This is a genomic window from Methylocapsa acidiphila B2 (assembly GCF_000427445.1).
Classification (GTDB): domain Bacteria; phylum Pseudomonadota; class Alphaproteobacteria; order Rhizobiales; family Beijerinckiaceae; genus Methylocapsa; species Methylocapsa acidiphila.
Map to the genome: position 1 here is coordinate 490,149 of NZ_KE386496.1, position 25,091 is coordinate 515,239.

At 62.8% G+C, this 25,091-nt stretch carries 23 protein-coding genes; 10 read left to right on the forward strand and 13 right to left on the reverse strand.

Annotated features, from left to right (window positions below; all coding sequences use genetic code 11):
• Positions 1-250: 250 nt before the first annotated feature.
• On the reverse strand, positions 251-2,503 hold the full coding sequence (locus METAC_RS0103665) for a PAS domain-containing sensor histidine kinase (RefSeq protein WP_342446935.1): 2,253 nt from the start codon (positions 2,501-2,503) through the stop codon (positions 251-253).
• 491 nt (positions 2,504-2,994) lie between these two features.
• Here METAC_RS0103665 and METAC_RS26305 point away from each other — a divergent pair, with 491 nt between their 5' ends.
• A complete protein-coding gene (locus METAC_RS26305) occupies positions 2,995-3,150 on the forward strand; it encodes a DUF3616 domain-containing protein (RefSeq protein WP_198017163.1) in 156 nt (51 codons plus the stop codon).
• A gap of 62 nt (positions 3,151-3,212) precedes the next feature.
• Here METAC_RS26305 and METAC_RS0103680 read toward each other — a convergent pair whose 3' ends face one another.
• The gene (locus METAC_RS0103680) at positions 3,213-3,887 is read right to left on the reverse strand and encodes an O-methyltransferase (protein WP_026605972.1); all 675 of its coding nucleotides are present in this window, start codon (positions 3,885-3,887) and stop codon (positions 3,213-3,215) included.
• 86 nt (positions 3,888-3,973) lie between these two features.
• Positions 3,974-6,646: an aminopeptidase N gene (pepN, locus tag METAC_RS0103685; protein ID WP_026605973.1), complete on the reverse strand. Its 2,673-nt coding sequence runs from the start codon at positions 6,644-6,646 to the stop codon at positions 3,974-3,976.
• 262 nt (positions 6,647-6,908) lie between these two features.
• Between pepN and METAC_RS0103690 the strand changes: the two genes are divergently transcribed.
• Both METAC_RS0103690 and METAC_RS0103695 read left to right on the forward strand, forming a co-directional pair.
• Positions 6,909-7,445 (forward strand): SRPBCC family protein, encoded by a 537-nt coding sequence (locus METAC_RS0103690; protein ID WP_026605974.1) that lies wholly within the window; start codon positions 6,909-6,911, stop codon positions 7,443-7,445.
• Positions 7,446-7,504: 59 nt separating this feature from the next.
• Entirely contained in the window at positions 7,505-8,437 is a 933-nt protein-coding gene (locus METAC_RS0103695) for a YVTN family beta-propeller repeat protein (RefSeq protein ID WP_036255254.1), read from the forward strand.
• A gap of 33 nt (positions 8,438-8,470) precedes the next feature.
• Here the strand turns inward: METAC_RS0103695 and METAC_RS0103700 are convergent, their stop codons facing one another.
• Complete coding sequence (locus METAC_RS0103700; RefSeq protein ID WP_026605976.1) at positions 8,471-8,929, reverse strand: YbhB/YbcL family Raf kinase inhibitor-like protein; 459 nt, start codon at positions 8,927-8,929, stop codon at positions 8,471-8,473.
• A gap of 206 nt (positions 8,930-9,135) precedes the next feature.
• Here METAC_RS0103700 and METAC_RS22225 point away from each other — a divergent pair, with 206 nt between their 5' ends.
• Complete coding sequence (locus METAC_RS22225; RefSeq protein ID WP_036255256.1) at positions 9,136-9,699, forward strand: GNAT family N-acetyltransferase; 564 nt, start codon at positions 9,136-9,138, stop codon at positions 9,697-9,699.
• Positions 9,700-9,712: 13 nt separating this feature from the next.
• On the opposite strand, the gene METAC_RS0103710 is transcribed toward METAC_RS22225, so the two are convergent.
• The 4 genes from METAC_RS0103710 to amaB form a co-directional block, all read right to left on the reverse strand.
• Positions 9,713-12,070 carry an Orn/Lys/Arg family decarboxylase gene (locus tag METAC_RS0103710; RefSeq protein ID WP_026605977.1) on the reverse strand — a complete coding sequence of 786 codons (2,358 nt, stop codon included), beginning with the start codon at positions 12,068-12,070 and terminating at the stop codon, positions 9,713-9,715.
• Between the two features lie 895 nt (positions 12,071-12,965).
• The gene (locus tag METAC_RS0103725) at positions 12,966-13,355 is read right to left on the reverse strand and encodes a HepT-like ribonuclease domain-containing protein (RefSeq protein WP_026605979.1); all 390 of its coding nucleotides are present in this window, start codon (positions 13,353-13,355) and stop codon (positions 12,966-12,968) included.
• On the reverse strand, positions 13,352-13,642 hold the full coding sequence (locus METAC_RS0103730; protein ID WP_026605980.1) for a nucleotidyltransferase family protein: 291 nt from the start codon (positions 13,640-13,642) through the stop codon (positions 13,352-13,354). The genes METAC_RS0103725 and METAC_RS0103730 overlap by 4 nt, the downstream gene beginning before the upstream one ends.
• 210 nt (positions 13,643-13,852) lie before the next feature.
• A complete protein-coding gene (amaB, locus tag METAC_RS0103735; RefSeq protein ID WP_026605981.1) occupies positions 13,853-15,379 on the reverse strand; it encodes an L-piperidine-6-carboxylate dehydrogenase in 1,527 nt (508 codons plus the stop codon).
• A gap of 174 nt (positions 15,380-15,553) precedes the next feature.
• Here amaB and METAC_RS0103740 point away from each other — a divergent pair, with 174 nt between their 5' ends.
• The 4 genes from METAC_RS0103740 to METAC_RS0103755 all read left to right on the forward strand — a co-directional run bounded on the left by METAC_RS0103740 (position 15,554) and on the right by METAC_RS0103755 (position 18,942).
• On the forward strand, positions 15,554-17,089 hold the full coding sequence (locus METAC_RS0103740; RefSeq protein ID WP_026605982.1) for an FAD-dependent oxidoreductase: 1,536 nt from the start codon (positions 15,554-15,556) through the stop codon (positions 17,087-17,089).
• A 101-nt stretch (positions 17,090-17,190) separates the two neighbouring features.
• The gene (locus METAC_RS0103745) at positions 17,191-17,415 is read left to right on the forward strand and encodes a hypothetical protein (protein ID WP_026605983.1); all 225 of its coding nucleotides are present in this window, start codon (positions 17,191-17,193) and stop codon (positions 17,413-17,415) included.
• Positions 17,416-17,451: 36 nt separating this feature from the next.
• Positions 17,452-17,955 carry a hypothetical protein gene (locus tag METAC_RS0103750; RefSeq protein WP_026605984.1) on the forward strand — a complete coding sequence of 168 codons (504 nt, stop codon included), beginning with the start codon at positions 17,452-17,454 and terminating at the stop codon, positions 17,953-17,955.
• A gap of 285 nt (positions 17,956-18,240) precedes the next feature.
• A complete protein-coding gene (locus METAC_RS0103755; protein ID WP_425338928.1) occupies positions 18,241-18,942 on the forward strand; it encodes an MgtC/SapB family protein in 702 nt (233 codons plus the stop codon).
• Positions 18,943-19,013: 71 nt separating this feature from the next.
• Here METAC_RS0103755 and hflC read toward each other — a convergent pair whose 3' ends face one another.
• The 5 genes from hflC to METAC_RS22235 form a co-directional block, all read right to left on the reverse strand.
• Positions 19,014-19,928 carry a protease modulator HflC gene (gene hflC / locus METAC_RS0103760; protein WP_026605986.1) on the reverse strand — a complete coding sequence of 305 codons (915 nt, stop codon included), beginning with the start codon at positions 19,926-19,928 and terminating at the stop codon, positions 19,014-19,016.
• Positions 19,925-21,040: an FtsH protease activity modulator HflK gene (gene hflK, locus METAC_RS0103765; protein WP_026605987.1), complete on the reverse strand. Its 1,116-nt coding sequence runs from the start codon at positions 21,038-21,040 to the stop codon at positions 19,925-19,927. The genes hflC and hflK overlap by 4 nt, the downstream gene beginning before the upstream one ends.
• Positions 21,041-21,180: 140 nt before the next feature.
• Positions 21,181-21,705, reverse strand: a complete 525-nt coding sequence (locus METAC_RS0103770; RefSeq protein ID WP_026605988.1) for a dihydrofolate reductase — start codon at positions 21,703-21,705, stop codon at positions 21,181-21,183.
• The gene (locus METAC_RS22230) at positions 21,702-22,259 is read right to left on the reverse strand and encodes a GNAT family N-acetyltransferase (RefSeq protein WP_084143438.1); all 558 of its coding nucleotides are present in this window, start codon (positions 22,257-22,259) and stop codon (positions 21,702-21,704) included. Before METAC_RS22230 ends, METAC_RS0103770 begins: the two co-directional genes overlap by 4 nt.
• Positions 22,260-22,308: 49 nt before the next feature.
• The gene (locus METAC_RS22235) at positions 22,309-23,253 is read right to left on the reverse strand and encodes a DMT family transporter (protein WP_051335365.1); all 945 of its coding nucleotides are present in this window, start codon (positions 23,251-23,253) and stop codon (positions 22,309-22,311) included.
• Positions 23,254-23,561: 308 nt separating this feature from the next.
• On the opposite strand from METAC_RS22235, the gene METAC_RS0103790 reads away from it, so the two are divergent.
• The gene (locus tag METAC_RS0103790) at positions 23,562-24,401 is read left to right on the forward strand and encodes a pirin family protein (protein ID WP_026605989.1); all 840 of its coding nucleotides are present in this window, start codon (positions 23,562-23,564) and stop codon (positions 24,399-24,401) included.
• Between the two features lie 23 nt (positions 24,402-24,424).
• Positions 24,425-25,042: an NAD(P)H:quinone oxidoreductase gene (gene wrbA, locus METAC_RS0103795; protein ID WP_026605990.1), complete on the forward strand. Its 618-nt coding sequence runs from the start codon at positions 24,425-24,427 to the stop codon at positions 25,040-25,042.
• The last annotated feature ends 49 nt before the right edge of the window (positions 25,043-25,091 follow it).

Sequence of the window (25,091 nt, forward strand, 5' to 3'; positions counted from 1 at the left end):
AAGCGACAAGCGTCCATGTTTGTCGCCTGCTGACGGCGGATTGCGATCTGGGGCGGGATCGAAGTCTCTTCCCCAACGCAGACCTATATCTCTCTTGTTTTCGATATTTCCCGGCCAAAAGTTATGTCTGATTTCCAGACATCGTCTGCGGCCCCTGGATGGCCGGGACGGCCGCAAAGCGGTCATCGGTCGCACGCAGCTGAATCTCATCGTCGGGTCAAACCAAGGCGCCACCGCTTTGGCGTAGGCTCTACCCCCGGCCCACAGCCCTCATCTTCAAAGGCGGCGGCGGCCGGCGCGTCGTCGTCGCCGCATGAAGAAGCTTTTGCCTCGGCGCGTCGCGCGATCCGGGAATATGGACGAGGACGATCGTGCCGGCGCCGACCGATGAGCGGATGCGCATCGAGCCGCCGTGCAGCGCGATGAGGGACCTTGCAATGGCGAGCCCGAGCCCCGAGCCCTTCATGCCATTGTCGAGCGCGCGCTCGAACTGCTCGAAGGGCCGTCCGAGCCGGGCCAAGGGACCCGGCGCGATGCCGATCCCATTGTCCTCGACGTAAATATTGAGGGCGCCCTGAATGATGCGCGTGCGGACGCTGACGCGGCCCTGGTTCGGCGTGAACTTGACCGCGTTGCGCAAGAGAATGGTCAGGATCTTTTCGAGCGCGGCGCGGTCGGCGTGAACATGCTTGCTGGGCAAGGATTCGGCGACGACCGTGATGTCCTTTTCCTTGGCGATGGCGTCGATCGCCGCGACCGCGCCGCTGACTGCGGCGTCGATCTCGACATCCGCCTTTTGCAGGCGCACGCGGCCGGCCTCAAGGCGGGACATGTCGAGAATATCGGAGATCACGCCGAGCAGATGCTGGCCGCTTTGACTGATGTCGCTGCAATAATCGATATATTTCTGCGAGCCGAGGGCGCCGAAAGTCTGCTGCAGCATCAGGTCCGAGAAGCCGATGATGGCGTTGAGCGGCGTGCGCAATTCATGGCTCATATTGGCCAGGAATTCGGACTTGGCGCGGTTCGCGGTCTCCGCCTCGGCCTTCTGCTCGAGATATTTTTCGGCGAGGTCGGCGAGCTGCTGCGCCTGCGTCTCGAGCGTTTGCCGCGACTTGCGCAGATCGGCGACGGTCGCCATGAGGCGGCGCTCGCTGTCCATCAATTGCTCTTCATGGCGTTTCAGTGCGGTGATGTCCGTGCCGACCGAGACATAGCCACCATCCTTGGTGCGGCGCTCGTTGATCTGGAGCCAGCGGCCGTCGCCGAGCCGCGCCTCATAGGTGCGCGCGCCGGAGAGCGGCCGCTCGCCGAGCGCGATCTCGGCCTGGATCTGAGGCGGCGTCCCTTCGGCCATCACATGGGCGTAAGGCGTCCCGGCGCGGACCGCCTCGCTGGAAAGATTGTGGAATTTCTGGAACTTTGAATTGCACATCACAAGCTGATTATGCGCGTCCCACAGAACGAAGGCCTCGGACACCGTCTCGATGGCGTCGCGCAGGCGCATGTCGGCGGTTGCGGTGCGCTCCGCGAGCGCCTTTTGCTCGGTGATGTCGACCGCTATGCCGACGAGATGCGGCATTTCGCCGGGCCTGTCGCGCACCACTTCGGCCCGCGCGCGGAGCCAAATCCATTCGCCTTTGACGTTCTGCATGCGAAAGGCATGGTCCATGGAATCAGCTTGCGAGGCCGTCAGCGCTTCGGCGATGGAGGCGAGGTCGCCGTCCTGGGGATGTACGAGCGCGTTAATGTCGCCGAAGGACAGGAATTGCCTGTCCGGCGTCATGCCGAGGATCTCATACATGGAATTCGACCAATAGATGCGGCCGCGGGCGAGATCCCAATCCCAAAGTCCGCAGCGGCCGCGGCTCAACGCGGTGTCGATGCGGTCGCGCACGCGCTCGCAAACCTTGTCGGATTCGCGCGCTCTCGACGCCTGCCAGAAATAGGCGATCGCCATGGCGATGAGGACGAGCGCGGTGCAAAACAGGAGGACGGCGATGCGGAACACATTGCCGCGCCACTCGGCCAAGACCGCCGTCATGGGATGAACCACGGCGATTTGGCTGAAGGGCGCATCCAGCGTGCGGACTGTCGCTAGGGCTTCCGAGCCGTCCGACAGGGTAATTCGAAGAACGCCGGCTTTTTCGGCGAAGATCGTCAACGGCTGTCCAGCCCCCAGATAGTCGGTGAGGGGCCCATGGAAGCCGCGCAAGGGAGGATAAGCCGCGACCACGTCGCCGGCGAGATTAGTGACGAGGATTTGCTGGCCCCGCGCAAGCGCCCGAGCGGGAACCGCTTGCGCGACTTGCGCTTCGGCTTCGGCGGGGCCCGGCGTCTTGAGCGATGCGCGCACATGGTCGCCGATGACGGCGCCGAATAATTCGAGATCGGAGAAGGCTTCGGAAATGGCGCGATCATGGGCGTCGCGCGTCATGATCGCGGTGATCGCGGCGAGCGTCATGACGAAGACAGCGACCATCAAGGGGACGCCGCGGCGCACCCATAGCTCCATCTTGGCCAAGTGAAGGAACGCTGGTTGCGTCGTCCTTGAGGCAAGTCCTTGCCGATCGGCAAGCCCCTGCAATGCCCCTGCTCGCGCAGCAGCATGAGCCGCGTTTGCACGCGCCATGTCAGGCCCCCTCGAAACTGACCGGAGCGATGTGCCGCATCTCTCCGAATCGAGTTCATCTGAGTCTGAGTTGATCAATTTGTCCAGAGTTTAATGAACCGTGAACGCAAAATGTGATCTTGTCGAAATTATGAACAAGACGGAAACATGGCGCCCAGCGCCGCAGATGGACGGCAAAAACCGGAAATTGATTCGCAATTTAGCTCAAGAAGGTCAGACCGGCTGTGAAGGCTTGATCATGTTTTTGGACCATTTTCGACCACGCGCGCGGCGAACCCCGCGCCAAAAAGGCGTCTAGCTTTCGCGCCCTTCATCATCGGTCGCCGCGGAGAATGTGAGATCATTGAGGCGGGATTGCAGCCTTGAAGCACGAACCGTTCGTTCATGAACATGCGGAAGGCGTCGCGCCGTTCAAGAGACCCCATCGCGATCATCAACTGCTGGTCGGTTACGACGGCCCGGCCAGAAGCCGGCTGCAGCAGGGAAATTATTTCGAAGCCGAGTTGTTCGCCATTTGACAGGCGATTTTTGGGGAATGCGCGTCTGCCTTCAGGCGAGACGACGCGCCTTGCAGCCGGCGCTATGCGTCGGCGGTGACGAGAACCAGCGCGAAGCCGTCATGTCCCTTGCTGCCGACGGTTTGAATCTCCGTGGCGCTAACCCTTGGCTCGGCCGCAATCATTGTGTTGAACCGACGTACGCCTTGCACGTTGGGGTCAGGGCTGTCGGCGTCAATCACCGTACCGTTGCGAACGACGTTATCTACGATAATGAGGCCGCCGCGCCGCGAAAGCTGAAGCGCGAAAGTGAAATAGGCGGGAATATTCTGCTTGTCGGCGTCGATGAAAATCAAATCGAAGGGACCCGCCCCTTCCGCGACGAGCTGAGGCAAGACGTCGAGCGCGCGGCCGAGGCGCAGATCGACTAGGTCGCCGAGGCCAGCGCGGGCGATATTGGCGCGCGCGACCTCGGCATGTTTTGGATCGGATTCGAGCGTGATCAGGCGGCCGTCCGGTGGCAATGCCCGGCCGAGCCAGATGGCGCTATAGGCGCCGAGCGTCCCGATCTCAAGAATCTTCTTTGCGCCTTGAATGCGGGCGAGCAAATGCAGGAGCTTGCCCTGGTTCGGCGCCACCGCGATTTTGGGCAGGCCGGCGGCGTCGCTCGCTTTCAGCGCGGCGTCGAGGGCAGGGTCGGCCGGCACCAACAAGTCGGTGATATATTGATCAATGCTTGTCCAAAGCTGCTCGGTCATGTCGGGTCTCGCAGGTGTGTTTCGTTCATGACGCGCGGGGGCTCGCGCGCCCCTTGCGTCCAAGTGGCAAGAGAGCCCGCCTTGCGTCAGGCCAAGGAGCGCCCGGCGATGTCCCTGACGTCGGGCGAAAGGCCTCCGGCTTCGGCGACCCGCCGCAGCGCGGCTTCTGCGAGGCGCCGCCGCGCAGGCTCGAGCGTGCGCCAGCTTTTGAACGCCGAAAGCAGCCTGGCGGCCACTTGGGGATTTTTGCGATCGAGCTCGACGACGATCCCGGTCACGAAATCATAGCCCCCGCCATCCGCCGCATTGAACTGGGTCTGGTTGCCGGCGGCGAAGGCGCCGATGAGCGAACGCACGCGATTGGGGTTCGCGATCGAGAAGGCCGGATGCGCCATGAGGCTGCGCACGCGGTGCAGCGCGCCGGGCTCGGGGATCATCGCTTGCAGCGCGAACCATTTGTCGATGACCAGCGCCTCCGAAGCATGGACGCGGTAGAAGGCGTCGAGCGCGGCTTCGCGCGCGTCCCCCGGCGTATGGGCGAGCACGTTCAGCGCGGCGATCTTATTGGTCATGGTGTCGGCGGTCTCGAACTGGCGCAGGGCGAGTCGCTCGCCCTCGATCCGGTCGCCGGCGGCGAGGAGATCGAGCGCGACATTGCGCAGGGCGCGGCGTCCGGCGGCCGCGGCGTCCGGCGAATAAGGGGCGTTCTCCGCCAGCCGCGCGTAGGTCGCCGATAGAATGTCCTTCAAGTCCTGCCCGATCGCCCGGCGCAGCGCTTCATGAGCGGCGTGAATGGCGTCGGGATCGACGTCTTGGCCGATCTCTCTGGCGGTGTCGGCCTCGCTCGGCATCGAGACGATCTGCGCCGCAAAGGCCGGATCGGCCCCGTTCTCGATCACGCGGCGCAGCGCGACGCTGAATCTTTCGTCGCGAATGGGCTCGCCGCCGGCGCGGATCAGGCCGACCGAGCGCAGCAGCAGCCGGGTAGCGTAGGTCTGCGCCGCTTGCCAGCGGTTGAAGCTGTCGCGGTCATGCGAAATGAGCCTGATCAGATCGCTCTCGCTCGCGGCATAGTCGAGCCGCACCGGCGCCGAGAAGCCCCTCAGCAGCGAGGGGACTGGTCGGCTCGGAATATTGCTGAACACGATCCGCCGTCGCGGGGTGGTCAGTTCGATGACGCCGCGCGATAACTCTGCGGCGCTGGCGCCGTCGCGATCGGAGGTCGTCAAGGGCAGATCGCCGCCGTCCTCGCCGACGAGCCCGATCTCGATCGGGATGACGAAGGGCTGCTTTGCGTCCTGGCCCGGCGTCGGCTTGCAGGATTGCGCGAAATCTAGCGTGAAGGTCTTGGCGGCCGCGTCATAGGCGGCCGCGACGTCGACCAGGGGCGTCCCCGCCTGATTGTACCAGAGCGAGAATTGTGTGAGGTCCCGCTGCGCGGACTCGGCGAAGCAGGACACAAAATCCTCGATCGTGGCGGCAGTTCCATCATAGCGCTCGAAATAGAGATCCATGCCCCGCCGGAAGGCCTCGTCGCCGATGAGAACTTTGAGCGCGCGGATAATCTCCGCGCCTTTCTCATAGATGGTCGCCGTATAGAAATTGTTGATCTCGAGATAGGCGTCCGGCCGCACATTATGGGCGAGCGGTCCCGCGTCCTCGGGAAATTGCTGCGCCCGCAGGGCGCGCACGTCGGCGATGCGATGGACGGGCCGCGAGCGCATGTCCGAGGAAAACTCATGATCGCGGAAGACGGTCAGCCCTTCCTTGAGGCAGAGCTGGAACCAGTCGCGGCAGGTGATCCTGTTGCCGGTCCAATTGTGAAAATATTCATGCGCGATCACCGCCTCTATATTGGCGTAGTCCGTATCGGTGGCCGTCGAGGGCGAGGCGAGCACATATTTATCATTGAATATGTTGAGGCCTTTATTCTCCATCGCGCCCATGTTGAAGTCGGAGACGGCGACGATGTTGAAAATGTCGAGATCATATTCGCGGCCGAAGGCCGTTTCGTCCCAGCCCATGGAGCGCTTCAGCGCATCCATCGCATAGCCGGCGAGAGGCTCCTTGCCGTGCTCGACATGAATGCCGAGGGCGACCTTGCGCCCGGACCTCGTGATAAATTCATCGTGAACGGAGCCGAGATCGCCGCCGACCAAGGCGAATAAATAGGACGGCTTCGGGAACGGATCGCGCCACAGCGCGTAATGGCGCGTCGTTCCTTCGATCGCGCCTTCGGCGATCTTGTTGCCGTTGGAGAGAAGCAGCGGCGCTTCGGCGCGTTCCGCCTCCAATCTCACCGTATAGACGCTCAACACATCGGGGCGGTCGAGGAAATAAGTAATACGTCGAAATCCCTCCGCCTCGCACTGGGTGCAATAGGCGGCGCCGGAGCGATAAAGGCCCATGAGGCGCGTATTGGCCGAGGGATCGATCTTCGTCTCGACCTCGAGCTCGAAGGGCCGACGCGGCGGCGCGGTTATCGTCAATTGATCGGGCGTGACGAGTCCGATCGCGGGATCGAGGTTCTGCACATCGAGTTCCACTCCATCGAGCGCCGCTCTTATGGCTACGAGCCCGTCGCCGTCGAGCACCAGAGCGGCGCTCGCACGGCCGTTTGGATTCGGACGAAGGCTCAGGCGCGAAACGACGCGGGTCGCCGTGGGGTGAAGCTTGACATCGAGTTCGACCTTGTCGATCAGATAATCTGGAGTCCGGTAGTCTTTCAGGCGAATGGGCTCGGCGCTATCGGTACGCATAAAAACCTCAATTCAGACGCGGCGCTGGCGTTTGCTCGCCTCGCAATTTGCTGCCGTGGATCATAGGCCGTCGGCGGACAGGGCGTAAAGTCCGGGCGCGCCGGCCGTCGGCCGTCCCCGGCTTTGAGCCTCGGGCTTTGGGCTCGAATTTTCACGCGGATTTCGCGATAAGGCGGGAATTCGCGCAAGGAGCCTCTGTTCGCCGATCCTCGGCGACGACGGCTCGCGCTAACTGGGAAGCACAGGCATGGTTGGAAGCAGGATGAAGTCTATTTGGATCGCCGTGGCTCTCGTCGCCTCGGCTTTGTCGAGCGGCGCTTGGGCCCATGGCCCTTCGCGGCAGAAGACGACCGAGAAGATCGAGATCAACGCACCGCCGGAGAAGGTTTGGGCGGCGATCGCCGACTTCCATGACCTGAGCTGGCTTCCGGGCGTCGCCAAGACGCTCGGCTCTGGCGGCAATGAGCCGGATGTGGCCAAGCGACAGATCGTGCTCGATAATGGCGCCACGATCGACGAGAGCCTCTTCAAATATGACGCCGCCGAGAAGACCTATTCCTATCGCATAGACAATGTCGACGTGAAGGTGCTGCCGGTCAATAATTACTCGTCGACAATCGCCGTTCTGCCGGCCGAGGGCGGCAAAAGCATTGTCGAATGGCGCGGCGCCTTCTATCGCGGCTATCCCAATAATGATCCGCCGCCGGAGTTGAACGACGACGCCGCGTTGGCGGCGGTCACCAAGATTTACAAGTCGGGGCTCGAGAGCCTGAAGAAAAAGGTCGAGGCCGCTAAGTGACGCTTCGGCCGAGGCGCTGGTCAGGTCGGGGCGGCTTGCGGCGCCCCGGCTTTGTGCGCATGGCCTTTGGCGCTGCTTGTCTTTTCGGGATCGGCGCCGCGCGCGCGGACGAGGCCTTCATCACCGAGCAGACCAGCGACGCGGTGAGCGTGCTCGATCTCGCCGCCAAGACCGTCGTCGCGCGGATCAAGATCGATGGGAAGCCCGCCGGAATCGCCATGTCGCGCGACGGCAAGAGCGCCTTCGTCACCAGTCCCGAGGGTAAATATGTCTCGGTGATTGACACGGCCGCGCGGAAGGTTCTGCGCCGCATCTCTCTGCCTGACGCGCCGCTCGGGATCGCCGCCGATCCGGCGGGGCGCTTCATCTGCGTCGCCGGATTCTATCAGCCGCGCCTCTATAAGATCGATCCGGCGAGCGGAGCCATTCTCGCGACGGTCGCCGTCGGGGCCTCGCCTTCGGGAGTCGCTTTCACGCCGGACGGCAAGCTCATCGCGACGGCCGATCGCGACGACGACCAGATCTCCATTATCGACGCGGCGAGCTTCATCCGCGTCGGCGCGGTCAAGGTCGGCGCACATCCGTTCGGCGTGACGATCGACGCGGCGGGCGCGCGCGCCTATACGGCGAATGTCGAAGGCAATGACGTTTCCGTCGTCGATCTCGCGTCGCAGAAGCTCATAGGGACGATCGCGGTCGGCAAGCGTCCCTATGCAGTCGCCCTCGCCAAGGGCCGCGGATTCACGAGCGACCAATATGGGGGGACCGTCTCGATCTTCGACGTCGACAGCCTGCGGCCGATGCAGCGAATCTCCGTCGGAGATTATCCCGAGGGAATCGAAACCAGCGCCGATGGCGCGAGCGTCTATGTCGCGAACTGGTTTTCGAACGAGATCTGGGCGATCGACGCCGAAACTCTGAAGGTCACGGCGAAAATGGCCGTCGGCGACGGTCCGCGCGCATTTGGCACGTTCCTGCGCGAGACGCATTGAGCTGCGGCGCGCCATGTTGGCGCCAGTGGTGGCTCATCTCTCATAGACGCCGATAAAACCCGCCTCGGCGAGCGCATTGTTGCGCGCCTCGCGCTCGACGTCGCGGCAAGATGGGCTGTCGCCCAAGGGCAAATGCTCAAGCGAAACGGCGAACAGCTTGAAGCGATAGCGATGCGGGCCATGCCCGTGCGGCGGGCGAGGACCGCCATAACCTATTCGATTGAAATCGTTCAAGGCCCGCTTGAATTCGTCCTTGGTCGCATCTCTGTCTTCACCCTCGGCAAGGGCGAGCCGTTTGGCCGGAATGTCGAAAAGCGCCCAATGGTGAACTGTGCCTGACGGCGCGTCCGGGTCGTCGCAGAGAAGCGCGAAGCTTCGCGTTCCCGCCGGAGGGTCGTTCCAGGCGAGCGGCGGAGAAAAATTCTCTCCGTCGCAGGTGAAGCGGCGGGGGATCCGTCCGCCATCCGTGAAAGCGCTTGAACTCAGCCGCATGTCGCCTCCGCGCATCGCATCGGCCCGGAATTATGCGCGATCGCATGAGGCGTGGTTTGATGCTCCTCAATAGCGCGGTCGGCGCCGGAGCCAGCGGACCGCCTTCTGGGGCGTCATACAGGCGTCATTTTTCCGTGATGCTCACTCAATAACTCGCCTCTTTCTCCGTCGCGGCTCAATGGCGCCGCGCGCCCCGGAAAGCCGCCATGCTCGATCAGCCCTCCGAGATCAGCGTTCGTCCCTCGACCGAGGAGGACGTGCCGGCGATGCTCTCCATCTACGCCTATCATGTGCAGCATGGGGTCGGCGATTATGTCACGGAGCCGCTGCATCCGGAGGACATCAAGCGGCGGCGCAAATCCATGCTCAAGCATCGCCTGCCGCATCTCGTCGCGGAACGCGGGGGCGCCATTATCGGCTATGCCTATGCGGTGCCGTTTCGCAAGCGCCCGGCCTATCGCTACGCCGTGAAACACTCGATCTATGTTCACAAGGATCATCTGCGGATGGGCGTCGGCCGCCAGCTTCTCCCGGCTCTGATCGAGGCTTGCGCCGGGGCCGGCTATCGCCAGATCATATCTTACGTCGACGCCGAGAACACGGCCTCGCTTCTTCTGCACGATTCCTTCGGCTTCGAGCGGATCGGCGTCCTCAAGTCGATCGGGTTCAAGTTCGGCAAATGGACCGACACGGTGTTGATGCAACGCGCGCTGGGCGAGGGCGACGCATCGCTGCCGTTGGCGTTGGCGCTCCCCGCCGATCCGCGCTGATCGCCTTTCGGACCTATTCGCGAACCGCGTAAGTGTAGAAACGGATGGCCCCTTCCGGCTCGATCTCGCGATAGACGCCTTGAATTTCGGCCTCGAAGCCGGGGAAGAGATTGGCGCTGCGCTCGAACATCTTCAGATAGTCCAGCATGGGTTTCGCGCGGTCGCCGACCCTTTCGCCGGGGACAATGGTCGGGATGCCCGGCGGATAGACGAGGAAAAGCGTCGCTGCGATCCGGCCGAAAACTTTCTCGATCGGGATATAATCGACCGTGTTGCGCACCATCGCGCGCACCGCCTCATGCGGGGGCATGGCCGGTTCCGGCAAATGGTCCGGCGCGAATTGTGCCGCCTGCAAGCCGCTGACGCCGCATTCGCGATAAAAAGCGTGCATTTCGCTGCAAAGGTCGCGTAGCCGCAGACCGGCGTAGCGCTTGGGTCTTTGCCGGACGAATTCGGGAATGGAGTCCTCCAGCCGCGCGTTTTCGTCATGGAGCCGCTTGAAGGCGACGAGCGCGCTCAAGAGCGTCCAGGCCTTGCTCGACTCGACCCCGGGCGTGAGCAGGAAGAGCAGCGAGTTCAGATCGTTTTTCTCAGGCACGATCCGGTTCTCGCGCAAATATTGCGCGACGACGGGCGCCGGAATCCCATGCGCCTCGTAGGCGCCGCTGCTCCTGTCGAAACCGGGCGTCAGAATCGTGAGCTTCATCGGGTCGACCATCGCGAAGCCCGGCGCGACATGCTGGTAGCCGTGCCATGACGCGCCTGGCGCGAATTCCCAATAGCGCGCGTCCGAGGCGAGCTCGTCGGTTGGAACATTCTCCCAGGCGATCTGCCGCGGCGGCTCGCCCGGATGCAAGGCGAGCGCGGGAACATGATCTGGCGCGAAGGCGTCGAAGAACCAGCGCCGCGCCGGATCGGCTTCGCGCTCCTCGAATTCCCGCCGCGCTGCGCGAAGCTTCTTGCGCAGCTCGATCCCGAGCCGGAGCGTGTCGTCCCAAAGGACCTCGCCGGAGCGGCCCTTCATCATTTGCGCTCCGACGTCGAGCGAGGCGAACAGCGGATAATAGGGCGAGGTCGAGGCGTGCAGGAGAAAGAACTCGTTGAAGCGGCGATGGCCGACCCGCCGGTCCTGACCGCGAATATGCCCATCCTTCACATGGATCTGCGAGGCCTGCGAGAAGCCCGCGAGCTGCTTATGCGTCGATTGCGTCGCGATGATCCCCGGATGGTTCGGGCCCAATTCGCCGAGGCCCATGGCGAAGCGGTTGGAAAAGATCGGATGGAATTTCAGGAATCCGGCCCAGGCCTCGTCGAACAGGATGTAATCGCAAAGAGGACCGATCCGCTCGAGGATCATCCGCGCATTGTAGATCGTCCCGTCATAAGTGCATTGCTCGACGACGGCGACGCGGAACGGCCGCTCGCGTCGCCACGCCTCCGGGTCCTTGACGAGCGGATGGGTCTTGATCTTTTCGCGGATGCGCGCCTCATCAAGCGCCTCGGGATAGATCGGTCCAATCAATCCGTAGCAATTGCGGTCGGTCTCGAGGAAAATCGGGATCGCCCTGCCGAGGAAGAGCGCGCCATGATGCGCCGCCTTGTGATTATTGCGGTCGAACAGAACGAGATCGCCTTCGGCGAGCAAAGCCGAGAGCACGATCTTATTCGACGATGAGGTGCCGTTGAGGACGAAATAGGTCTTCTCGGCGCCGAAGATCGCGGCGGCTTCCTTTTGAGCCCGCAGCGCCGGGCCTTCATGGGTCAGAAGGTCGCCGAGCTCGAGCACGGAATTGTCGAGATCGTCGCGAAACACGGCCTCGCCCAGATGCTCGACGAAAATGCGGCCGATGGGGCTTCGTCCATAAAACACGCCGCCATTATGGCCGGGGCAGGTCCAGAGCTGATTGCCTTCCTCCGCGTAATCGACGAGCGCGCCGAAGAAGGGCGTCTTCAGCGTCTCGGCATATTGCTTGAGCCGGCTCACCAGATTTTTGGCGATGAACTCTGGCGTCTCCTCGGCGAGGAACACATAGCCGTCGATATAGTCGAGAACCTCGACCGGAATGTCTTCGAATTGCTTGCGCCGCACCAGCATGACGATGGGCATTTCGAGCCCGCGCCGCCGCATCAGATTGATGAGCGCGGCGGTCTTTCCCTCGACGCCTTTCTTGCCCCAATCGACCACCATGCAGCCAATGGCGGCGTCGGTCTGGACGGCAAGCGCTGCATCCTCGATTCGCGGCGCGCGCACCACCTCGAGCCCGAGCTTCTCGATCGCCGAGATGATCTGCTGGAGGCGCAGCCCTTCGAGATCGAGCTCAGCGAAGGCGGGCGCGCAAATGAGGAAGGTGAAACGCCTGTAGAAATCCATGGTCCGGCTCCACGCGTGGAGGCTTCGCGGAGCGCCGCGCGGCCGCAAAACCTCATGCGCGCAGAAGCGCTCGCGGTCATGACATTTAGATGACGGATTGGATTGGGACGCGGCGCGGCGGCGAAATTTTTTTGCGCAGGGAAGGAGCGCTTGATGGTCGGGTCGCCTCGTCGAGCGTGGCGGCGCGCGACATTAAAGGCTGGAGCTTGTTGGAACAGAAAAATCGGAGCAGTTTTCCGATGAACTGGGACTGTCATGTCCGCTGGAGTTTCTACTTATGAAGCGAAACATTTATTGACCTTGGCTGACTTGAAAAGCTCCGAAGGGAGGCGAAGGAGGAATTTGCCTCTGATTTATGCGAGCTGTAAGCGCTTGATTTAATTGCCGCGAGCTAGCGGTGCATAATTCTTGATCTCCGCACAGGCCATGAGATCGGGCTATGCTACAAGAGTCTGCTTGTTACATTGCTCTTATGGCAGACATAATCAGGCGAATTAAATTCGAGCTATGGCGACAGACCGACGAACTCGTTTACACGTTCGTACTCACTGAGCGGCTCGACAATCTTCCGGCGTACAAAAGGCTCGACCAAGATGTTTGGATCGTGCGGAGACCGGATTGGGGATGGGTGGCTTGGGACGAAGTCACCCAGTCGTGCACGGGGCTGCCATGGAATGTGCTACCTGAAAATAATAAGGGAACCTCCCCACCTGATGGCGGTTGGGTGAGCTGGAAGGGTTCAAAATCCTATGTCTACAGCCTCGTCTATATCACGTAGCAGATGTAAAACTCTTGAATTTTGCACGATAAGGGAACATGCTCCTAGTTGGCGCATTGCCTCACGGTTTCGAAGGCCGCATGCGTCTCGGTCGTCGCCCGCGTGGATGGGGGGCTTTCATCGGGAGCGGTCTGATTCCGGGGAAGCCCGCGTGTGCTTGTTCAGTATGTATTCGATCTGCTTTTTGAGCGCAGGCAAATCTTGCGTGACTGTCCTCCAGACAACATTGGCATCCACTTCAAAGTAATTGTGGATCATCTTGTTGCGCATGCCTCGCATTTCGATCCAGGGCAGTTCAGGGTGCGCGGTCACAAATTCCGGTGCGTGTTGTTGAATTTGTCGGGCGGCTTCGCCAATAATCTCGATATTGCGTATGACCGCATCTAGATCGCGTTGGCTTTGCCGAAAGGCGCTCACGTCTCCTAAGTGCTCAATATATGCCGCTGCTCGCTGAATCGCCTGCGCGATATGTTCCAGATAATCTTCAACGCGCTCCGGGTGCTTCATAACGGCTCTGCTCGTTCTAGCACCTGGTCCCTAAATTTTTGGGGCAAAAACCCCGGCGTCAAAATCGATACTCGAACGCCCAGCAACTCTTGTGCGACGTGTTCCAAACGAGCCAGCCTGAACAAGGTTGTCGTTTCCGTCGCATCCGCTAACAGATCAAGGTCACTCTCCTCGGTATCAGTGCCACTCAAGACAGAACCGTAGACGCGCGGGCGCACTAGCCCATGGTTGAGGAAAAGCTCTCGCAATTCAGTGCGGTGAGCCGCAAGTGCTTCGGATGGTTTCATGCGGAAATATGTAGCACATTCTGGCCGTAGGGGCAAAAGCCGCACTTTAACCTATATGCCGCGGGGCTTTTCCACATGGTGCGATATTCTTGATTTTCGCGCATTGCTGAAAGGGTGCTCTGGGTCGCCCGCCGGTCGATGGCGCATCCAACGGAAGACCGCTCCTGGGTTAGACAGAAATCGAATCTGAGCCTCGCCCAAACACCCCCTTCAACCAAGCCCCTCCGGCGCGTCGAACCTAACGCCCTGAGCCAGCGGCAGATCGCGTGAAAAATTGATCGTGTTGGTCGCGCGGCGCATATAGGCCTTCCAACAATCGCTTCCCGCCTCGCGTCCGCCGCCGGTCTCTTTTTCGCCGCCGAAGGCGCCGCCGATCTCGGCGCCCGAGGGGCCGATATTCACATTGACGATGCCGCAATCGCTTCCCGCGCTCGACAGGAATAGCTCCGCCTCGCGCAAGTCATTGGTGAAGATGGAGGAGGAGAGCCCTTGCGCGACGGCATTGTGCGCGGCGATCGCTTCATCGAGCGCGCCATAGCGCAACACATAAAGAATGGGCGCGAAGGTTTCGCGGCGGACGAGCGCGGTTTGACGCGGCGTCTCGACGAGGGCAGGGCGCGCATAAAAAGCCTCGGGCCAGAGCTGCGCGTGGAGGCGCTCGCCGCCGCTGACTTGGCCGCCTTCGGCGCCGGCCTCCGCCAAGGCCGCCTGCATCGCCGCATAGGCGGCTTCGTCGATCAGCGGCCCGACCAGCGTTTGGGCGTCGCGCGGGTCGCCGACCACGGTCTCGGCGAAGGCGCGCTTCAGGCGCGCGATGAAGCCATCATAGATGCTCTCATGCACGAACAGGCGGCGCAGCGTGGTGCAGCGCTGGCCGGCTGTCCCGGCGGCGGCGAAGAGCGCCGCGCGCAGGGCGAGGGCGAGATCGGCCGAGGGCGCGACGATCATCCCATTATTGCCGCCGAGCTCGAGGATCGCGCGGCCGAAACGCGCCGCGATCCGCGGCGCGACCGCGCGGCCCATGCGGGTCGAGCCTGTCGCGCTGACCAATGGGACCCGTGGATCGTCGGCCAAAGCCTCGGCGAGGTCCGGCCCACCGAGAATCACGTTGGAAAGGCCCGGCGGCGCGCCGCCGAACCGCGCCGCCGCGCGATCAAGCAAAGCCTGGCAGGCGAGCGCCGTGAGCGGCGTCTTCTCCGAGGGCTTCCAGACGAGGGCGTCGCCGCAGACGAGAGCAATGGCGGCGTTCCAGGCCCAGACGGCGGCCGGAAAATTAAAGGCGCTGACGATGCCGACGACGCCGAGCGGATGCCAGGTCTCCATCATGCGATGGCCCGGCCGCTCGGTCGCGAGGGTCAGCCCATAGAGCTGGCGCGAAAGACCGACCGCGAAATCGCAAATGTCGATCATTTCCTGAACTTCGCCGAGGCCTTCCTGAAGGATCTTGCCATTCTCGATCGTGATCAGCAGGCCGAGCGCGGCTTTATGGGCCCGCAATTCCTCGGCGAAGAGGCGGATGAGCTCGCCCCGGCGCGGCGCCGGAACGCTCCTCCAGTCCAGAAAGGCGGCCTGCGCCTGATCGATCGCGCGCGTCGCGTCATCTCCGGAGGAAAGCGCGAGACGAGCCAGTTCGCCGCCATGGATGGGAGAGCGCGCGACAAGGCGGCCCTGCGCCGAGAGGCGCGCGGCGATCTCGAATTGGTTGATCAGCTCGGAGACGTTTACGGCGCTGGTCATGGCGGAGCTCGCTGATGCGATGGCGTTGAAAAGGAGGGTCCGCCCTCGCTCCTAAAGATGGCGCGTCCGCGAGCCAACGCAAAGAGCGTTCGCGTCCCGGCGAATGGAACCCCAAGGCTTCCGCACGCGTCTTCTTCAAGAGGTCGCGGCGCCGACGCGCGACGGAGACGTGTAATGGGCGAGGAAGCGGGCAAGCAATCGGGGCCTGATCTTGGCCTTGGAATCCCGGAAGCCGATCTGGCGGAGGGCGGTTTGCTCGTCGGCCATGTCGGGGACGAGCCCGTGCTGCTGGCGCGGCGCGGGGCCGAGGTCTTCGCCATAGGCGCCGTCTGCTCGCATTATGGCGGTCCGCTCGGCGAGGGCCTGCTTGTTGATGAGACGATCCGCTGCCCCTGGCATCACGCCTGCTTTAGCCTGCGCACCGGCGAGGTTCTGCGCGCGCCGGCGCTCAATCCCGTCGCCTGTTGGCGAATCGACCGGCGCGATGGCGCGATCTATGTCAGCGACAAGCTCGAGATTGCGCCCCGGCCTGCGACGCCTGCCGCGGCGGGCGCGCGCCGCGCGGTTGTGATCGTCGGCGGCGGCGCGGCCGCAGATGCTGCGGCGGATGCGCTTCGCCGGGAAGGTTATTCCGGCGCGCTGACCATGTTCAGCGCAGATGATTCCGCGCCCTATGATCGGCCGAACCTTTCCAAAGGCTTTCTTGCCGGCTCCGCGCCGGAGGATTGGCTCCCCTTGCGATCGCGGCGCCATTATGAAAAGCGCGGGATCGATCTGAGGCTCGGCGCCCGAGTCGTCGCGATCGACGCGAAGGCGCAGATCGCGCGGCTCGCCGACGGCGCGCAGCATTCCTATGACGGACTACTGCTCGCGACGGGCGCGGAGCCAGTTCGTCTTACCATCCCCGGCGCGGATCTTCCCCATGTACGCATGTTGCGCAGCTTGGCGGACTGTCGTGAGCTCGTGGCGCGGGCTCAGTCGGCGCGGCGCGCCGTCGTGATCGGCGCGAGCTTCATCGGCCTTGAAGCGGCCGCGGCCCTGCGCGCGCGCAAAGTCGAGGTCGAGGTCGTGGGGCCCGACGCAATTCCAATGGAGCGCATCCTCGGCCCGGAGGTCGGTCGGTTCATTCGCAAGCTGCACGAGGAAGAGGGCGTTGTCTTTCACCTTGGCACGACCGCGACCGCGATCGATGGGCGTTTCGTCGAGCTGAAGAATGGCGAGAAGCTCGAAGCCGATCTCGTTCTCGTCGGCGTCGGCGTGCGGCCGGCGGTCGGCTTGGCCGAAGCCGCGGGATTAGCCGTCGATCGCGGCGTTCTGGTCGATGAATATCTCGCGACTAGCGCGCCCAATATTTTCGCCGCCGGCGACATTGCGCGTTGGCCGGACGCGTTCACAGGGGAGCGCATTCGGATCGAGCATTTTATCGTCGCCGAGCGTCAAGGCCGGACGGCCGCACGCAATATTCTCGGGCATCGCGAAAGGTTCGACGCGGTCCCATTCTTTTGGACCGAGCAATATGACCTGACGATCTCCTATGTCGGCCACGCCGAAGGTTGGGATAACGTCGAGATCGACGGAAGCATCGAGGCGCGCGATTGCGCGCTCAGCTACAGGCGCGCCGGCAAGACCCTGGCGGTGGCGACGATCAATAGGGACATCGAGAGCCTTCGCGCCGAGCTTGAGTTCGAAGGCGCGAAGGCGTCGCGTTAGCCGACACGTATATCGCATTCCGTCGAACTCATTGCTGCGTCAGGACGTTTCGAGACGACGAATAGAGCTTCGTTCATGTGCAACATCGGAAGGAGGCGCCAATGTTTCAGATTGAATTCCTCGGCCAGGCTCGCGAGGGGGCGCCGCCGGAAGTCACCGACCGGATGACCTCGGATCTGACCCGGCTCGACCAGGTCGTCACCCACGCGAAATCGCTCTTTTCCAACGTGATTGTCCAGCGCGTCCATAAGCCTCTGCCACATGGCTTTTTAATTCTCGACGCCGAGGGGGCGGAGGTCGCCCGCTGGAGCATCGACGACGCATGACCGCGGTTTGGCTTGGCAAAATGGGGGAGAGTGAACATGCGCGGACCGAATTTCCTGTTGGCGTCGCTTATGTTGCTGAGCCAATTCACATATCCGTCGGCGGCGGCGACCGCCGGCAAACAGAATGTCTCCGGCCCGAGCTCCCTGGCCTTTGCCGCCTTGATCGCTGAACATTCGCCTCTGTTGACGCCAGAGGAAAAGAAAGTCATGGCCGATTTGCTCGAGGATCGGCTGAGTTTCACATTTCCGGCGGGCAAGACGATCGGCGTGGGCGCCGATTCGATCAAATGCCGTGATAGCAATGTTGCGATTTCGTCCCGGAGCTGCGACCTCACCTTCGGCAAGGAGACGGTCACGCTCAAAGGACGGAGGGCGCATGAACTTTTCGCCACGCTCGCCGAGATCGGCGTTGCGCCGGAAGGCGCCGCCGGCTCGAATTTCGAAAGCGCGTCTCTTATCGTTTGCTTGGTCGACCCGAATTTCATCAAACAGAAGAGCGGCGGCGGCAGCGCTTGCCAATTCGAAACGGGCGGCCCTTGACGCGTTCTTTATCGGAAAGACGAGCGTCCTGATCCGCTCTCGCAGCTTTGATTGAATTCGCGCCCCAATTTGCTTGACCGGCGGCCAAAGGGAGAGCCAAAGCTAGGCCGCCGGACAACGAAGACGTCTTTCCAGAATCTGTCATGTCTTCGTCGTATGACGCGGCTATGGCGGCGTATGCCGCCGTCGCGCAATTCGCGCCGCGCGCTTTCCCTTTATCTTGTTTCGTCCGCGTGGCTCGATCGACGAACATCACCCGATACGAGAGACGCGTTCATGCCGATTTTGATCGATCCCGCCATCGTGAGAGATGCGCTCAACCTTCTCGTTGCGCTTTCGCTCGGTGGGGCAATCGGCTTCGAGAGGCAATGGCGCCAGCGGCTCGCCGGTCTGCGGACCAACACGCTGGTCGCGCTGGGCGCGGCGATCTATGTCGTTTTCGCGGGGCAGTTCACCGACGCGAGCCCAACCCGCGTCGCCGCGCAAGTGGTGTCTGGCATCGGTTTTCTCGGGGCCGGGGTGATCTGGAAGGAAGGCGGCAATATCGGCGGTTTGAACACGGCGGCGACGCTTTGGTGCTCGGCCGCAGTCGGGCTCATGGCCGGCACTGGTCATTGGGGGCAGGCGGTCATCGCGGCGGGTCTCGTGACCACCGTCAATTTACTGCTTCGCCCGCTCGTCGGTCTGATCAACCGCCAGCCGATCGAGACCGCGGAGGTCGAGACCTCTTACGTCGTCAGCGTCGTGTGCCGTGCGTCCGACGAAGCGCGAATCCGCGCCTTGCTTGTGCAGGGCTTCGGCGTGAGCGACTTGCGTCTTCGTGAGCTCGAAAGCTCCGAGATTGAAGCAAGCGATCGCGTCGCCGTCAATGCGACGCTGATTTCCGACAAGCGGCGCGAGATCGCTCTCGAATATATTGTCGGCCGGCTCAGCGTCGAAGAGGGGGTCTACGCGGCGCGCTGGCGCACGGTGAACAAGCTCGTCTAAATGGGGTCAGGGGAGCGTAGGGACGCAAAAACCCCTGCTTTTGCTTCTTTCGTCCCGGCGGTCTTTCTCGATCAGCGTGGCGCGGAGGCTTGCGGCGGGGTCGTCGCGGCCTGTCCGCTCGGGGCGCCGAAAAAGCGGAAGAAGTCCGATTTCGGGCTGATGACCATGCGCGTTTCGCTGGGCTTGAGCCCCGTCTCATAGGCCTGCATCGAGCGATAGAAGGCGAAGAAATCCGGGTCCTTGCCATAGGCCTCGGCGAAGATGCGGTTGCGTTCCGCGTCGCCTTCGCCGCGAATCTGGTCGGCCTTGCGCTGGGCCTCGCCGCGCAGCACGACGACGTCGCGGTCGGCCTTGGCGGTAATGGTTTGCGCCTGCTCGGAGCCTTGCGCTCGATATTCCGCGGCCTCCCGCGCGCGCTCGCTCTGCATCCGTCCGAACACTTTTTCGGAGATTTGCTTTGGCAGATCGGCGCGGCGGATGCGCACGTCGGTGGCGGCGACGCCGAGCCGGCCGGCTTCCTGATTCACCTGCTCGCGGATTTTGAGCATGAGATTGGCGCGGTTATCCCGAACGATGTCGGTCATGTTCGCCTCGCCGAGCACGCGCCGAACCGCCGAGTTCAGGATGAACCCGAGCTGGCTGTTGGCGCGCTCCTTGGTGCCGACGGTCTGATAGAATTTCAGAGGATCGACGATCCTGTAACGAAGGAAGGAATCGACGTCGAGACGATTATTGTCGGAGGCGAGCACCTCCTGCTTCGGCGCCTCGACGTCGAGGATGCGATTGTCGAGATAGACGACGTTTTCGATGAAGGGCAATTTGAAGTGAAGCCCCGGCTCGGTGATGAGCCCCCGCCCGGCGACCGGATCGCCGAAACGCAGCACGAGGGCCTGCTCGGTCTGAGAAACAGTGAATATCGAGGCTGTTGCGACAATTAGGAAAGCGACGACGGCGGCGAGGCTCACAAAGACGGCTGCGCTCTTCATTTGCGGGCTCCTTCGGCGGGACGCGTCAGCGCGCCGAGCGGCAGATAAGGGACGACTCCCTGCCCATGCTCGCCCTGGTCGACGATGATCTTGTCCGCGCCGCTGAGCACATGCTCCATGGTCTCGAGATAGATTCGCTGCCGCGTCACGTCGGGCGCCTTTTTGTATTGTTCATAGACCTGATTGAAGCGGGAGGCTTGTCCAGTCGCCTCGGCGACGGTCTGGAGCCGATAGCCCTCCGCCTCCTGAACGATTGCCGCGGCCTTGCCTCGGGCCTCGGGCACAACCCGATTGGCGTAGGCTTCGGCCTCGTTGCGCAAGCGGTTCTGGTCCTGCTGCGCCGCGGTCACGTCCTTGAAGGCGGCGATGACCTGCTCCGGCGGATCGACCGACTGCAATTGTACCTGTAGGATCAGGATGCCGGCCTTGTAGCCGTTGAGGATCTTTTGCATGAGCTCCTGCACCCCCGATTCGATGCTCTGGCGCTCGGCGGTCAGGATGCGCTGGATTTGGCTGCGGCCGATGACCTCGCGCATGGCGCTTTCCGCGACCGCCTTCACCGTCTCGCGTTGATTGGCGATGTTGAAGGCGTAGTCTTCGGGCTTGACCGGATCGATCTGCCAGATCACGACGAATTTGACGTCGGCGATATTCTCGTCGCCGGTCAGCATCAGGCTTTCTTCCGGTTGATCGACCGCGATCGCCGAATTGGGCGAACGGAGATCCGGGCGCATGGTGAAGCCGATATTGGTCGCCTTCCGGTCGGTCACCTCGAGCTTTTCGACGGCGCCGATGGGATAGGGAAGATTATAGTTCAAGCCGGGCCCGGTCTTGCCGGTATAGCGGCCGAAGATCATGTTCAGCCCGACCTCGTTCGGCTTGACCGTGTAGAATCCCGCCAACAGCCAGGCGATGACGCCGACCAGGGCGAGGGCCAGCACGCCGCGGCCGCCGCCGAACCCTCCGCTCGGCATCCATAGCTTGATCTTTTCTTGCGTGCGACGGACGAATTCCTCGAAATCCGGGGGCGGCGCGCTCGGCTTCTGGCCCCAGGGACCGCCTGGATCGGGTTTCCACGAGCCGCCGTTACCGCCTTCATTGATCCACGGCATGAAAACCTCTTCCAAAAGCGCGCAAATTGCAGCAGCCGATTTAGCGGCTGTCGCGTTGCGCCGGCTTGCTCCATATAGTGAAGCGCAGCACATGAGACAATGCTGCCCCGGCGCATTCCCTCGGCTGCTTGGGCTTCGGTTCATCGCCGGCGAAAATCGACGAAAGCGAATTTGGCTTCATCCATTGGATCCGGCTCCGGCGAGACCCAGCTTTCCTCGATCCATTCCGACCAATCCACAGCTGGAAAGCGCACGTCGCCCTCCGGCGCCAAATCGACGAAGGTGAGGCGCATGCGGCGCGCGCGCGCGATCAAGGCGGCATAGAGATCGGCGCCGCCCGCCACGATAATCTCCTCGGCGCCCATGGCCGCGGCCCTCACCGCGGACAAAGCCAAGGCCGCCTCAAGCTCATGAGCGACATAAACGCCCGGCGTGGACTCGGCGAAAGGCTTGAAATCAAGGTCGCGGGTGAGGATGACGGTCTCGCGTCCGGGCAAGGCGCGCCCGATGGCATGAAAGGTCTTGCGCCCCATGAGCAAGGGCTTGCCGAGCGTGATGGAGCGAAATCGCTTGAGATCGCTTGGCAAGCGCCAAGGCATGCGGTTTTCGGCGCCGATCACCCCATTCTTCGCTATAGCGGCGACAAGCGCGAGCGGGACGGTCATGGCAGCAATGCCCCGCCTTGCGCAAGTTGGCGCAAGGCCTCTCCGTCGAGGCGGCAATTGGTCCAGTCCGTCATCATGCGGGCGCCGATCCCTTTGTAGAAGGCGATGGAAGGCTCGTTCCAATCGAGCACGGACCATTCGAGCCGGGCGAGATTTTCCGCCGCGCAACGCTGCGCCAGCGATCTGACGAGGGCCTTGCCAATACCGTGGCCGCGAAACAGGGGGCGCACGAATAGGTCCTCGATCCAGATCCCATGGCGGCCGCGAAAGGTCGAGAAGGAATAGAACCAGATCGACAGTCCGACGGTTTCGCCTTCGCGCTCGGCGAGGTCGCAAAAGACGCGGGGATGCGGGTTAAAGAGAGCCTCAGCCAGCGCCTCTACGCTCGCATCCATCTCGTCGGTGAGCCCTTCATATTGCGCGAGCTCGGTGACGAGCGCGTGGATCAGCGCTGCGTCGAGGGGAGTCGCTGGGCGGACGCACGGCGCGCTCGATGCGCCGCTCGCTTTTTCAGTCGATGTAGCGCGCGCTGACAAATCCTGAGTTTTCGACATCGGTTTGTTCCCAGCTCCAGAGGAAATGCGGCGCGAATCGGTAAATTCCTCACGCTCTGCTGGCGCGTGCAAAGATGGACAGCCCCGCGCCCACGATCAAAGCCGCGCCCAATATGGTGCGCAGGCTTGGCGCTTCGTCGAAGACGACAATGCCGGAGAGTGTCGCCCAGAGCAGGGCCGCATAGCCGAAAGGCGCGATCATATTGGCGGGCGCCGTGGCGTAGGCGCGAATGAGGCAGAAATGACTCGCGACGCCGAGCAGGCCGAGCGCCAGCATGAGCCCGGCGTCGGCGAGCGAAGGCGTAAGACCGTAGAATGGCAGGAACGGGCTGCAAAAGGCGACCCCGGCGATCGCCGAATAAAATAGCGTCGTCATCGGCTTGTCGATCGCGTGGAGCATTCTGGTCGTGATCTGATAAAGCGCGTTGCATAAGGAGGCGATTAAGGGAAAGGCGAGGGCGAGCGAAAGCGTGACGTCGGCCTTGCCGAGGATCGCCCAGACGCCGCTCATGCCGGCGAGCACGCTGAGCCAGGCGGCGAGCCCAACCCTTTCGCCGAGCATCGGCGCGGCGAGGGCCGTGACCAGCACGGGCGCGGCGGACAGAACCGCCGCAACGTCGACAAAGGGCATGATCCGCATGGAAAGCATGCCGAAGAGCGTGATCGAGATGAGCAGGCTCGAGCGTGCGAGTTGCAGGACCGGGCGGCGCGACGACATGAGGCGAGGATTGCGATAGGCGAGAAAAAGCGTGACCAAGATCAGGTGGATCGCATAGCGCGCCCAGGCGATCTCCGTCGCCGGATAGGCATGGAGGAGATATTTGACGATCGTATCCTGGCACACGAAGAGGGCGGTCGAGACCAGCATCCAGAGAATCCCGACGCCGATGGCGGGCCTGCGCGATTGGGCCGGCGCGAGCGCGACCGTGGGCGCTGCGCCGAAAGAGGGGGCGTCGGCCGGACGCCTTGCGGCGGCCGGGAGGGATTGGGGCATGCGGGCGAGATCCAGCAGGGCTCGAGGCGACGATCGAAAGCGGCTCTATAGCACCGATTTCGCATCGAACAGCAGAGGCTAAACTTCAGACTCGAGCTATGCAGACAGTTTCGGCCGAGCGAGGGAGGCGTCAGCTGCGCACGGGAATGGCGCTGGAACGCGGCGTCGGGGCGCTTGTTTAAGTTTATTCCTTGATCACGAAGGTGGTCCACTGCAAAGCTTGGATCGGGATGCTTCGGAAAGCTGGTTGCTGCTTATCCTCATCCTGCCCTAGGCGAGGCATCAGCATGAGAAGCCAGGAGAAATCTTTGCCTTTTCGAGAGGTCATCTGGACTGGGAGAGGCGTTGCGACGCAAGACGGCGCCGGCGTCAAACTGACGCGAATCATCGGGCAGCCGGATTTGCCGGACCTTGATCCGTTCTTGCTGCTGGACGAGTTCAGCTCGGACGATCCAAAAGCTTATGTCGCGGGCTTCCCCGATCATCCGCATCGCGGCTTTGAGACCGTGACCTATATGCTGGCCGGGCGGATGCGTCACCAGGACAGCAAGGGCAATCAGGGCCTCCTTCAGGCAGGCTCGGTGCAATGGATGACCGCTGGGCGCGGCATCGTCCATTCCGAGATGCCGGAGCAGGAGCGGGGCCTTTTGCGCGGATTCCAGCTTTGGATCAATCTGCCGGGGCGCGAGAAGATGCGCCCGCCGCGTTATCAGGAATTCGCGCCAGAACTCATCCCCTCGGCCGCGATCGGCGCCGGAGTCGGCGCCAAGATCGTCGCAGGAGAGATCGGCGCGACGCGAGGCCCGGTCGAAGCGGCGGCGACGCAGCCGATCTATTTCGATCTGGCGTTTGAAGCCGAGGCAGGCGCCGACATACCGCTTCCCCAGGATCATGCCGCCTTCGTCTATGTCTATGAAGGCGATCTACACATCGGCCAGGCGGCGCCGCGTCGGCTCGAGCGTGGCGATCTCGGCGTGCTGTCTTCCGGCGCGGCGGTCCGGCTCACGGCGGGGGGCGCAGGCGCCCGAGCGCTTCTCGTCGGCGGCCGACCGCTCGGCGAGCCGATCGTGCGCTATGGACCTTTCGTCATGAACACGCGGGAGGAGATTCGGCAGGCTATGGCCGATTTCCAGGCGGGCAAGTTTTAGAGTTGGTTGAAAGAGGAGGGGGCATGGCGGACGTAAATATTCTCATCGCTTTTTATTCGAGAAGCGGCGTGACGGAGGCGCTCGCCGCCGCCATCGCCGAGGGCGCCAAGACGGCGGGAGGCGAAGTGCGCCTGCGCCGCGCGCGGGAGGTCGTGAGCGCGGAAATCATGGCGCATGCGCCGGGCTGGGCGGAGGCGGCCCAGGCGATGAACGCGCGCCATGAGGCGCCGACCAGCGCCGACGCGGAATGGGCCGACGCCATCATCTTCGGCACGCCGACGCGCTTCGGCGCGATGTCATCCGAGCTTAAGGCCTATATCGACGGCCTCGGCGGGCTTTGGGCGCAAGGCAAGCTGAATGGCAAAGCCGGAGCCGCATTTTGCTCGACCTCGACTGTTCACGGCGGCAATGAGTCGACCTTGCTGTCAATGTATAATCCGATGGCCCATCTCGGGCTGATCATCGTGCCGACCGGCTATGCCGACTCGTCGCTCTACGCCGCCGGAACGCCCTATGGCGCGAGCGCCGTCTCCTACAATAAGGCGACGCCGCCCACCGAGAATGATCTCGCCGTGGCGCGTTTCCAGGGCCGGAGAGTCGCGGCCGTCGCCAAAGCTTTGAAGGCGGCAGGGGTGAAATAGGCGCGACGGCGGCGCGAACCGATTGCCGCCGTCGCCGACACCCCCCGTA